We start from the raw sequence: 11,531 nt of genomic DNA, 5'->3' as shown, positions 1-11,531 counted from the left end.
CGACGAGTTCGACGACGGCGGCGGCGGAGGCGGCGGTGGCGCGGCCACCGACGAGCTCGAAAACCGGCTCGACGAGCTCGAAAACGAGGTCGCGTCGCTCTCCTCGACCGTCTCAACGGTTCGCTCGGAGAACGAGGAGATCTCGAACGCCGTCGACGACATTCAGGAGGATGTTCGCAACCTCCTCGACATCTACGAGATGGTCACCCGCGGCATCAACCCCTTCGTCGACGACTCCGGCGGCTTCGACAGCGTCGCCGGCGGCGGCGAGGGCTCGTTCGGCATCTTCGACGACGAAGACGGCGGCGAGGAGGAGGACCTCGACGAGGACGTCGCGAACGCCGACGCGGACGGGTTCTTCGACGACGACCTCCTCGACGAGGAAGCGGACGCGGACGGGGAGGCGGACGAGTTCGACGACCTCGACGACGGCGGGTTCGACGACCTCGACGATGACGTCGACGACGGCGGGTTCGATGACCTCGACGATGACTTCGAGGAACTGGATGACGACAGCACGGACGACGCCGCGTCCGAGACCGAAACGGCGGACGAGGAAGACGATATGAATGACGACGGAAAGAGCTTCAGCGAACTGAAAGAGGAGTACGACTCCGGGGAGGCCGACTGGGCCGAAGAGGGCGACGACGCCGCGGACGAGGACCCGTTCGACGACGGGGACGACTCGTTCGACAACCCCGGCGACGAAACGGACTCGTTCGACGACGGGGCCGCGGACGACGGGTTCGGTGACGACCTCGGCGGAGACGACCTCGGGGGCGAGACCGGCGGCGACGACTTCGGCGAACCGGCGGACCCCGAACCGGCGCGAGGCGCCGAACCGGATCCCGCCCCCGACCGCCGACCCGGCGGCGACCCCGCTGAGGCGTCCGGCGGCTTCGAGTACGTCGGTGAGGACGACCTCTCGGGGAGCGGCGGCCGCGGCAAGCCGTACCTCACCGAACTCCCGGGCGACTACGTCGGGGACCTCCTCGTGATGGAGTGGCTGGAGTTCCTCGTCTCCGAGAGCGACGTCACCGACGCGGTGCGCGCCATCAACTACTACGAGCGGATCGAGTGGATCGGCCCCGACGCCGCGGCGCGGCTCCGGGACTTCCTCTCCGGGTTCGGCACGATCGACCGCAACCTCGTCGACCGTCCGGGCACCGACCGGCTCGTCCGAGAACACCACACCCGCAGCCTCCGGTACGTGACCCAGCTCAACGGCACCAGCAGCCACACGGTCCTCCTCGACCGCTGGGACGACCTCGCCGGCGGCTCGATCGGCGGCGGCGGGCCGGTCCGAGGCCGCCGCGGCGGTCGCGCCGACCCAGCCCGCGGCGACCGCCGCGACCGCTCGGCCCCGAAGCGGAACGGGCACGAGCCGTCCGGTCGCCGAGAGGCCTCGGACGAGCGCGAGCGACGCACGAACGGCGCGGATCACGGCACGAACGGCGCGGACCGCGACGGCGGGGCGAACAGCGGCGACGCTCCCCGCGACGACCGGCGCGAGCGGAACGGTTCCACGCGACCGATGAACGACCCGAATCCCCGTTCTGACCGCGCCGATCCGGCCGACGGAGGGTGGGGAGATGGGCGTTAGCGTCTCCGCGTCTACGGCCATCATCGTCGCGGGGCTGTTCTTCGCGTTCACGACGTTCTACCCCGTGGCGTCCAACGGGATCGAGCGAGTCTCCGACGCGCAACACGGCGTCAACGAGCGCGCGCTCGAACGGCAGAACACCGACTTCTCCGTGACGAGCGCGACGTTCAACGCGACGACCGGCGAGCTCACTGTCAACGCCACCAACGAGGGCTCGATCGGACTCGTCGCCGACGACGCGACGCTCCTAGTCGGCAACGAGTACGTCGACGTCGGGGGTTCGAACGCTGCCACGACCGTCGACGGCGACGCCGACACCGCGCTCTGGCTGGGCGACGAGACGCTGTCGGTGACGGTCGGCGGCACCGTGGAGACNNAGACCGACATCGTCGGCGGCGAGACCCGCGTGGTCCTCGTCGTCGAGTCCGGTGTCCGCGACGCCGCGACCGTGACGGAGGTGAGTGCGTAGATGGCCAGCGTCCCCGTCTCGCACCTTATCCTGTTCATCGCCAGCTTGGTGATCGCCGCTGGCGTCGTCGGCACGATCACGACGGGCGTCGACCGCGTGAGCGCCGCCGTCGACGACGCGGGGCTCGACGCGACCGAGCAGCTCCGGACCGACGTGACGATCATCTCCGACCCGAGCGCGGGGGTGTACAACGCGGCCGAGGGCAACGTGACGCTGCTGATAAAGAACACCGGCACCTATCGGCTCGCGCCCGACGGGTCGGACCTCGACGTCGTCTTTGACGGCGGGTACGTGCGGCCAAGCAAGCTCTCCGGCACGCTGGTCTCCGCCGACGGCGCGAACGCGTGGAGCCGCGGCGACGTGCTCCGGCTCACGATCAGCGTAAACGACATCGACGGCGTGAACGGCGGGCTCGTCGACGGCGACCACCGGGTGTTCATCACCGTCAATGGGGACGAGGAGCTATTCCAGTTCCGCGTGGGGGGTAACTGAGATGCCCCACGACAACCTTCTCTCGCTCGGCCTCGGCGAGCGCGACCGACTCAACAAGGAGCTCGGCGGTGGCATCCCCCGCGGGAGCATCGTCCTCATGGAGGGCGACTACGGGGCCGGGAAAAGCGCCATCTCTCAGCGGTTCGCCTACGGGCTTGTCGAGGAGGGCGCTTCGGTGACGATGATGTCGACTGAGCTCACTGTCCGCGGGTTCATCGACCAGATGCACTCGCTGGAGTACGACATGGTGAAGCCGCTCCTGCAAGAAGAGCTGCTCTTCCTCCACGCCGACTTCGACTCCGGCGGCGCGTTTTCCGACGGCGACGGCGAGCGCAAGGAGCTGCTCAAGCGGCTGATGGAAGCGGAGGCCATGTGGAACTCCGACGTTGTCTTCCTCGACACGTTCGACGCCATCTTCCGCAACGACCCAACGTTCGAGGCGCTTGTTCGGAAGAACGAGGAGCGGCAAGCCGCTCTCGAGATCATCTCCTTCTTCCGTGAGATCATCTCGCAGGGAAAGGTGGTGGTGCTCACTGTCGACCCCTCGGCGGTCGACGACGAGGCGATCGGCCCGTTCCGCTCCATCGCCGACGTGTTCCTCGAACTGGAGATGATCGAGGTCGGCAACGACATCCGCCGGCAGATCAACGTGAAGCGGTTCGCGGGCATGGGCGAACAGGTCGGCGACACGATCGGGTTCTCGGTGCGTTCCGGAACCGGAATCGTCATTGAGAGCCGCAGCGTCGCCTAACACATGGCCCGCAGACGCACAGCCGGTCCGCGCGCGCGGACTGCGACCACCGCGACGACCGAGCGTGGGACATGACCGAACACGGCACCGCCAAACCGTCCGACGAGCTCCGGAAGGCCGCGATGCGGCGGCCGCACCTCCGGGAGCACCTCCGGGAGTTCAAACAGATCACCGGGGAGTTCCCGCAGTTCATCGAGGAGCCGAAAGACGAGTACGAGTCCAACCGGCCGAACGTCATCTATCCGGTCGGCGGCCCCATCTACAGCCACATCTACGGCGACCTTGGGCAGGACACGAAGTACTACGCCATCGAGCCGGAGCTCTCCGGCTCGCAGGCCGAGATCCTCAACGAGGTGAAAAACCGGCTCCTCACCGTGAGCGGTCAACACACCGCTCCGGACAACGAGGCCGAGTACGACGACCTCATCGAGGAGCTGTTAGAGGAGGTCACGCACATCGACGAGCAGAACGGCGGACTCCGCGGGAACCTCTCGAAGGTCCTCAACATGGGGAAACTCTCGGTCACGGAGGAGACCTACGAGAACATCCGATACCGGCTTAACCGCGACATCGTCGGGCTCGGCCCCCTCGAACCGATCATGCGCGACCCGGCCAACGAGGACATTCACGTCATCGGCCCCAAGGAGTGTCACGTCGACCACGGCACCTTCGGGATGCTGGAGACGACCGTCGACTTCGGTACCCCCGAGGAGTTTGACAACTGGCTGCGGAACATGGGCGAGCGGATGGGCGACCCCCTCTCTGACTCCGATCCGATCGTCGACTCCACGCTGCCCGACGGCTCGCGTATCAACATTATCTACTCCGACGACGTCTCGCTGAAGGGGTCCTCGCTCACGATCCGGCAGGGCGACGAGGTGCCCCTGTCGATCAATCAGATCACGAACTGGGGAACGCTCTCGCCGCAGTTGGCGGCGTACCTCTGGCTCTGCCTAGAGAACGAGCAGACGGTATTCGTGGTCGGGGAGACGGCGTCCGGGAAGACGACGACGCTGAACGCCATCCTCTCGTACATCCCGGACGACTCGAAGATATACACCGCGGAGGACACCGCGGAGGTCATCCCGCCGCACAGCACGTGGCAGCAGCTGTTGACCCGTGAGGGCGGCGCCGAGGGATCCACCGACGTGGATATGTTCGATCTGGTCGCCGCGGCGTTGCGGTCGCGCCCCGACTACATCATCGTGGGCGAGGTCCGAGGCGCCGAGGGGCGCATGGCGTTCCAGGCGGCCCAGACCGGCCACCCCGTGATGCTGACGTTCCACGCGTCCGACATCGTCTCGATGATCCAGCGGTTCACCTCCGAGCCGATCAACGTCCCCGAGACGTTCATGGACAACGCCGACGTGGCGCTGTTCCAGAACCGCGTGAAGCAGGGCGACCAAGTCCTGCGCCGCGTGACGAGCGTCCAGGAGATCGAGGGGTACTCCAAGGAGATGGAGGGGGTCGTCACCCGCGAGGTGTTCAGCTGGGACCCCGTCGAAGACGAGATCGTCTTCCAGGGGATGAACAACTCCTACGTGTTAGAAGACCAGATCGCGACGCTGCTCGGCTACGCCGACACCCGTGACATCTACGACGACCTGGAGTTCCGCGCGGAGCTCATCGAGCGGATGATTCAGGAGGGCATTCTGGGCTACCACGAGGTGAACGACGCGATCAACTCCTTCCAGCGCGACGGCGTCGAGGGGCTCCCCTTCGAGATGCACCGGAACACGATGTGACGATGCTCGGGGACACGTGACGATGCTCGGTGACGAACCGCCCGCGAGGGCGCCGGAGGGACGCTGACGATGGCGGTGAAACAGGTGGGCGACGGGCTCGCGACGGCCGCCCAACTGACCTCCGAGGTCATGGAGTCGTACGAGCAGCTCGACATCTCCAAGGGGAAGTACGTCGGGCTCGTGCTGTTTCCGGCCGTGCTCGTCTTCCTCGCGAGCGTCGTCGGCTTGGTCGCGCTGCCGCTCCCCTTCGCCGCCCGGGTCCCGATCCCGATGTTCGGCGGGCTCATCCTGTTCGCGGCGGTGATCTACCCGAAGATCTACCTCTCCAGTCTGGAGACGAAGATCGACAACCAACTACATCTCGTGATGACGCACATGACGGTGCTGTCGACGACGAACATCGACCGGATGGAGGTGTTCCGGACGCTGGCGAAAGAGGAGGAGTACGGCGTCGCCGCCGAGGAGATCGGTCGCGTCGTCCACCTCGTCGACACGTGGAACCAGAGCCTCGACGACGCGTGTCGGCGCCGGGCTCAGGAGGTCCCCTCCGACGCGATGGCCGACTTCTTCGACCGCCTCGGCTACACCATGGGCGCGGGGCAGTCGCTGGAGGAGTTCCTCGTCTCTGAGCAGGACGTCATGCTGGCACAGTACGAGACCCGCTACGAGTCCGCGCTCTCGAACTTGGAGGTGATGAAGGACCTGTACATGTCGATGATCCTCTCGATGACGTTCGCCCTCGTGTTCGCGGTCGTCCTCCCGATCCTCACCGGTAACGACCCGACCGCGACTGTCGCGGCCGTCATCGTGCTGTTCGTCTTCGTCCAGCTCGGCTTCTACGCGATGATCCGCGCCACGTCGCCGTACGACCCGATCTGGTACCACCCCGACGAGCGCTCCCCGGGCGACCTGAAGCTGTGGGGGTCGCTGATCGGCGGCGGCGCGCTCTCGTTCCTCCTCATCGGGATCACGGCCGCCGGGATGTTCGGGTACGGGCCCGGGCTTCCCGGTCTCCTCTTCTTCCTCGACGACGTGCGGCTGCCGCTGTACCTCGCGGTCCCCATCTCGCCGCTGATTATCACCGGGGTCGTCCTTCGGAGCGAGGAGCAGGCGATCACCGCCCGCGACGGCGAGTTCCCGTCGTTCGTGCGCGCGCTGGGCGCGACCGAGAGCGCGAAGCAGTCGACGACCACTGACGTGCTGACGACGCTGCGCGACAAGAACTTCGGGGAGCTCTCGGAGTCGATCGAGCGGCTCTACCGCCGACTCAACATGCGAATCAGCACCGAGGGCGCGTGGCGGGCGTTCACGCGAGACACGCGCTCGTACCTCATCCAGAAGTTCTCCGAGATGTATCTCGTGGGCCGGCGGATGGGCGGGGACCCGAAGATGCTCGGCGAACTGATTTCGAAGAACATGAACGCCGTCAACCAGCTGCGCGAGCAGCGCCGGCAGGCGGCGATGACGTTCATCGGACTGCTGTACGGGATCACCGCGGCCGCGACGTTCGCCTTCTTCATCGGGCTGGAGATCGTTGCGATTCTCGCGGACTTGACCGCCGACTTCGGGCTCGACCAGATGGACATCGGGCAGATCGTCTACCCCGGCGCCTACGACATCCCGCTCATCGAGTACCTCCTCCTCACCGTCGTGCTGTTCAACGCGGCGCTCTCCTCGCAGATGATCCGCCGGATCGACGGCGGGAACCCCGCGAACGGCTACATCCACTTCGTGCTCCTGACGTGGCTCGGCTCCGTGACCGCCATCGCGACGCGGACCCTCGTCAACGCGATCCTGTCGATCTGACCGGAAATCGGTCGCTGTCGCCCGGCCGAGTCACCCCTCGAACAGTGCCGGCTCGGTGACCGCCTCGTCGGCCGCGTCGCGCCACGACCGCGACGGCGTCCACCCGAACAGCTGCTCCGCCTTCGCGACCGCGTACGCGCCGCGGTCGTCGCCCTCCGCGAGCGCGCTCCCGTCGACCGCGCAGTCGTCGGAAACCTCGCCGTACGACTCGCGCAGGAGTTCGAGCAGGGGGCGACCGAGCGCGTTGTCGGCCGCGACGCAGTTGATCGCCTCGTGGGTGCCGAGCGCGACGGCCGAGTCGTCGCCGAGGAGGTCCGCGAGCGCGGCCGCGACGAGGTCGGCGACGTCGCGGACGTCGACGTACGACCAGAAGTTGCCCGCGCCCGCCTCGAGGTCGGTCACGTACTCGTCCGCGCGGCAGGCGTAGTCGCCGGGGTACTGGATCCACGAGGGGCGGACAGAGACCGCCGACACGCCGTGGCGGCGCGCGACTGCGCCCGCCGCGGCCTCCGCGGTCACCTTCGAGAGCCCGTACGGGTCCTCCGGGCGGAGCGGGTGCCCCTCGGTGACCGGCAACTCATCCGGGAACGGCGTCGGCTCGGCGAAGAAGAAGCCGTACGCGCCGTCGCTGGAGGCCTGAACGACCGGCGCGCCCGCTCGCCCGGCGGCGTCGAGGACGTGCTTCGCGGCGAGCGCGTTCGTCTCGAACACCCGCCCCTCGGGGTGGGTTCCGGCCACGGGGATCGCCGCCCAGTGGACGACGGCGTCTGGGTCGACGGCGGCGACGACGTCGAGCGCCTGCTCGCGCTCGGCGAGGTCGGCCGCGCGGAACGAGACGTTCGAGGCGGGGTTGACGCCGAGGCCCGGGTGGTCGTAGTCGACGACGACGACCTCGTAATCGCCCGCGAGCCGGTCGACGACCCAGCGCCCGGAGGCGCCGCGGCCGCCGGTAACGAGAACGGTGTCCATGCGTCGCCGTCGCGGTCGCAGGGCAAAAACGCAGCGTTGCGCCGAAAACCGCACCGCTGCGGGCGGGCGCCTCAGGGTCGCATCGTCCTCGGCTCCGGCAGGCTTTAACGCGCCGAGCGGTAATCTTGGGGTATGGACTGGAAGACAGACTGGGGGCTCCGTGGACGAATGGGGTTCACGATGTTCCTCCTCTTCGCCCTCTACGTCGTGTTCATCGGCGTCCTGATCGAGGTGTTCAACGTCGGGATCATCTTCACGCTCGCGATGTTCGGCGCGTTCTCGCTCGCGCAGTACTTCTTCAGCGACAAGCTCGCGCTCCGGAGCATGGGCGCTCGCGAGGTCGACCCGGACGAGTACCCGGACCTCCACCGCCGGATCGAGCGCCTGAGTCAGCAGGCCGACCTGCCGAAGCCGACCGTCGCGGTCGCGAACACCCGCGTCCCGAACGCGTTCGCGACCGGCCGGAACAAGAAGAACGCCACCGTCGCGGTGACGACCGGACTGTTGGAGAGCCTCGACGAGGACGAGCTCGACGGCGTACTCGCCCACGAGCTCGCCCACGTCAAGAACCGCGACGTGATGGTGATGACCATCGCGTCGTTCCTCTCCACTATCGCCTTCTTCATCGTGCGGTGGGGGTGGCTGCTCGGCGGCGACAACCGGCAGGGAGCGCCCGTCATCGTGGCCATCGTCGCGTCGCTTCTGGTGTGGGTGATCTCGTTCCTGCTCATCCGCGCGCTCTCGCGGTACCGCGAGTACTCCGCCGACCGCGGTGCGGCGCTCATCACCGGGAAGCCCGGAGCGCTCGCCTCGGCGCTGATGACGATCGACGGGCGGATGGACCGGGTGCCCGAGGAGGACCTCCGCGAGGAGGCGGAGATGAACGCGTTCTTCATCATCCCGATCAAGGCCGGTTTCGTCGGCAAGATCGCCTCCACGCACCCCTCGACGGAGAACCGCATCGAGAAGCTCCGCGAGCTCGAAAAGGAAATGGAAACGGCCTGAGACGGGTTCGGATCGCGATTTTTGCTCGGTCGTGTATAAGTCGTTGAGAGCGGATCAACGGCGAACGCTCCCGAAGTCCCGGCAGCTCACTTAGAAACCGCTGAGAGTGGGTCGACGACGAAACCCCCGAAGCCCCGCCCGACCGTGACCGCATCCTCACGCCTCCCCAGCCTCGTCGCTGACGCCCTCCGCTTCGCTCCGGGGCCAGCGACTCCCTCGCGCGTACTCCTCGCGGCCGCCGCTTCGCTCCGGCCGCTCGCAGGCACGCGCCACCGACTCGTTCACTTCTCGATGATCGCGGAAGGATCGCACCGCTGGTCGGTGTGAGCGGACTGAGGGGAGTAAGCCCCCTTCGGTTCGTCCCGACATTCGGCTGAGCGTCCGCGCCGCGGCCGGACTACCTTGTGGCGCGGACTTGCACCGGCGAGGATTCGCCGTTCCATCCGTTCCCGCCCGTCTCGGACGCGGCGGAGCCACGTACGACGTGGGAAACCCACGTACCCTCTCCGGGTTAACTCCCTTCCCTTGCGGGTCGGTTCGCGCGGATCATCGGTCGGGGCGGGGGGTGTCGTTGCTGTTCCAGAGCCAGCCGTCTCCGACTCCGGGCGTGTGCCCGGTCGCCTGTCCGGCCGGTGGGGGGACTTTCCTCATGCCGGAGGCACGGGAGTCGGGCTCCCTCTGTCCGTTCTCCCGTTTCGCCCGCCGGCGAATAAGCGGATCGGTCGGGCGCGTCCGCCGGGCGGAATCTGCGGGGTTCGGCGGAGACGCCGCGAACGCCGCGAGCGCGGTGCCACAAGGGAAGCGTTCAAGTCGCCAGCAACGTAATGGACTCTCATGTCCGAGGCCCAGACCGTTCAGCTGTCGTACGACGACGGTGCACGAGCGGTCGAACTCGCGCGGGAGGCGGTGGAGTCGTTCGTTCGACACGGGCAACGCGAACAGCCCGGAAGCATGCGCGAGGCGTTCTACGCCCGCACCGGCGCTTTCGTTCGGCTCCAGTCGACTCGGGGGCGGGGCCGTCTCCGCGGCTGCGCCGGCGCGTGGGACACTTCCGACCAGCTCGGGCACGCCATCGTTGAGGCCGCCATCAAGGCCGCCTCGGGCGACTCCTGCGGCTCCGAGGTGGAGCCGAAGGAACTCGACAACATCACCGTCTCGGTGTTCGTCGTCTCGAACACTGTCCTCACCAACGATCCCGCTGAAGACCTCGAGATCGGCACCCACGGCGTCTCCGTCGACAGCGGTAACGCGCACGGCTGGCTCTATCCGACGGTCCCCGTCGAGAACGGCTGGTCGGCCGCGGAGTTCCTCTCGCGAACCTGCCGGAAGGCGAAGCTCTCGCCCACCGCCTGGCAGGAGGAAGACACGATGGTGACGCTCATCGAGGGCCAGGTGTTCCGAGAGCGCGCCGACGGCGGCGCGGTCGAGGAGCTGTAGGCCGACCCGCTCGCGCCGGGACATCGCTCGTCCCGGCCCCGTCGTCTCGCAAACCGTTCCTTCCCGCTCGACGCATCCCGTTGAGCCGCGGCGCCCTCTCACTCGTGGTCTGTCGCTCCCTCGCGTCTCGACCGCCGAGCGCAGATCGGCGCCCGCGCTCCGACGGTCCCGCGAACCGGTGGCTTTTTTATGTTTTAGGCTAGCCTAATCTCTATGACTCACACGGTCAACGCAGACGGTCGACCGCCCGAGGGCGGTGATCCGCGGTGACCGTCGAGACGCACGTCGACCGCGCCCGGGACCGGGTGGCGGCCGAACGCGACGCCACGGCGGACGAGCGACGAGCGTACGAGCGGTTCCGATCGGCTCTCGCCTCGATCCCGACCGCCTCGGCGCCGACCGGCGCCGGCGGCGGGGGCGCCGGTTTCGGGAACGGCACCGGCGGCGGGTCGGGACCGAGCGCCGGCGGCGTCCGCGCCATCGCCGGCGCGACGAACGCGGCGTCGACCGACGGCTGTCGCCGGGTCCGCGAGGCGTTCGCCGAGACGGTGCGGCCCCACAGCGTGCCCGACAGTTCCGACGGCGAACCGCTGCTCGCGACCGTCCGCGAGGAACTGGGCGACGCCGTCGCGGTCGCGCTCTCGCCGAAGACGGACCACGATTTCACCCGCCCGGTCGCGTCGGCGATAGCGTCCGCCGTCGACGACCGGCTCGCGGAGCTCGCCGTGTTCGACCGGACCCTCGAACGCGAGGCGGCGTCGCTCCGGTCCGCTGGCGAGACGGTCCGTGAGACCACCGACTGGCTGTCGACCGCGGATGAGACGCCCCTCTCCGCGCTCGGGTTCGACGCCCTGCGTCGCCGCCACGAGGCGCTCGGCGGGCGGATCGAGGCCTGCGAGGCGCTGCTGGCGGAGCGGCAGGCCGACCTCGATCGGGCCGCCAGCCGCGGCGCCGCGGTCGGCGTCCGACAGCGATCGACCGTCGCGTACCTGTACGACGACTTCACGGTGTCGTACCCCGTCCTCTCGACCGTCGCGCGCCTCGTCGAGACGCTCCGCGAGTGCCGGCGGGCGGTCCGCGACCACCTCGTCCGGAGGGCGTAACCGTGTCCGACTCACCGCGCCGCGTCCGAGCCCGCGGCTGGGCGTGGGCCTGTCTCGGCCTGTTCGGCGACCCGGACGGCGCCGACTCGGGCGCCACCGGACCGGACGACGACGCGCCGGACGACACCGGGTGACGCGCGGCCCGAGCCGG

General features: G+C 68.3%; 12 protein-coding genes and 1 other RNA gene. 10 read left to right on the top strand and 3 right to left on the bottom strand.

Annotated elements, in window-relative coordinates; genetic code table 11:
- The 6 genes from Z052_RS02380 to flaJ all read left to right on the top strand — a co-directional run.
- Nucleotides 1-1,603 (top strand): FlaD/FlaE family flagellar protein (locus tag Z052_RS02380; protein ID WP_099288729.1); only part of this gene is annotated, 1,603 nt, incomplete at its 5' end.
- Nucleotides 1,593-2,072 (top strand): flagellin, encoded by a 480-nt coding sequence (locus Z052_RS02375; protein WP_099288728.1) that lies wholly within the window; start codon nucleotides 1,593-1,595, stop codon nucleotides 2,070-2,072. The genes Z052_RS02380 and Z052_RS02375, both read left to right, overlap by 11 nt.
- Nucleotides 2,073-2,564 carry a flagellar protein G gene (locus tag Z052_RS02370; RefSeq protein WP_094521471.1) on the top strand — a complete coding sequence of 164 codons (492 nt, stop codon included), beginning with the start codon at nucleotides 2,073-2,075 and terminating at the stop codon, nucleotides 2,562-2,564.
- 1 nt (nucleotide 2,565) lies between these two features.
- Nucleotides 2,566-3,315: an ATPase domain-containing protein gene (locus tag Z052_RS02365; RefSeq protein ID WP_049930118.1), complete on the top strand. Its 750-nt coding sequence runs from the start codon at nucleotides 2,566-2,568 to the stop codon at nucleotides 3,313-3,315.
- Between the two features lie 71 nt (nucleotides 3,316-3,386).
- Entirely contained in the window at nucleotides 3,387-5,060 is a 1,674-nt protein-coding gene (locus Z052_RS02360) for a type II/IV secretion system ATPase subunit (protein ID WP_049930119.1), read from the top strand.
- 69 nt (nucleotides 5,061-5,129) lie between these two features.
- Complete coding sequence (gene flaJ / locus Z052_RS02355; protein WP_049930120.1) at nucleotides 5,130-6,866, top strand: archaellar assembly protein FlaJ; 1,737 nt, start codon at nucleotides 5,130-5,132, stop codon at nucleotides 6,864-6,866.
- A gap of 30 nt (nucleotides 6,867-6,896) precedes the next feature.
- On the opposite strand, the gene Z052_RS02350 is transcribed toward flaJ, so the two are convergent.
- Entirely contained in the window at nucleotides 6,897-7,835 is a 939-nt protein-coding gene (locus tag Z052_RS02350) for an NAD(P)-dependent oxidoreductase (RefSeq protein WP_086216899.1), read from the bottom strand.
- A gap of 132 nt (nucleotides 7,836-7,967) precedes the next feature.
- On the opposite strand from Z052_RS02350, the gene htpX reads away from it, so the two are divergent.
- Nucleotides 7,968-8,840 (top strand): zinc metalloprotease HtpX, encoded by an 873-nt coding sequence (gene htpX, locus Z052_RS02345; protein WP_049930122.1) that lies wholly within the window; start codon nucleotides 7,968-7,970, stop codon nucleotides 8,838-8,840.
- Between the two features lie 156 nt (nucleotides 8,841-8,996).
- On the opposite strand, the gene Z052_RS20095 is transcribed toward htpX, so the two are convergent.
- Nucleotides 8,997-9,152, bottom strand: coding sequence for a hypothetical protein (locus Z052_RS20095; RefSeq protein WP_158228658.1), 156 nt, complete (start codon nucleotides 9,150-9,152; stop codon nucleotides 8,997-8,999).
- Nucleotides 9,153-9,170: 18 nt separating this feature from the next.
- Nucleotides 9,171-9,523, bottom strand: an RNA gene (gene rnpB, locus Z052_RS02340) — RNase P RNA component.
- Between the two features lie 151 nt (nucleotides 9,524-9,674).
- On the opposite strand from rnpB, the gene Z052_RS02335 reads away from it, so the two are divergent.
- The 3 genes from Z052_RS02335 (at nucleotide 9,675) to Z052_RS21190 (ending at nucleotide 11,514) form a co-directional block, all read left to right on the top strand.
- Entirely contained in the window at nucleotides 9,675-10,277 is a 603-nt protein-coding gene (locus Z052_RS02335; protein ID WP_086216770.1) for a TIGR00296 family protein, read from the top strand.
- A gap of 266 nt (nucleotides 10,278-10,543) precedes the next feature.
- Nucleotides 10,544-11,380: a hypothetical protein gene (locus tag Z052_RS02330; protein WP_099288727.1), complete on the top strand. Its 837-nt coding sequence runs from the start codon at nucleotides 10,544-10,546 to the stop codon at nucleotides 11,378-11,380.
- 2 nt (nucleotides 11,381-11,382) lie between these two features.
- The gene (locus tag Z052_RS21190) at nucleotides 11,383-11,514 is read left to right on the top strand and encodes a hypothetical protein (protein WP_254921841.1); all 132 of its coding nucleotides are present in this window, start codon (nucleotides 11,383-11,385) and stop codon (nucleotides 11,512-11,514) included.
- The last annotated feature ends 17 nt before the right edge of the window (nucleotides 11,515-11,531 follow it).

It is taken from the genome of Halorubrum sp. C191 (assembly GCF_002727095.1).
Classification (GTDB): Archaea; Halobacteriota; Halobacteria; order Halobacteriales; family Haloferacaceae; genus Halorubrum; species Halorubrum ezzemoulense.
This window is presented reverse-complemented; position numbering and strand designations above follow the sequence as displayed.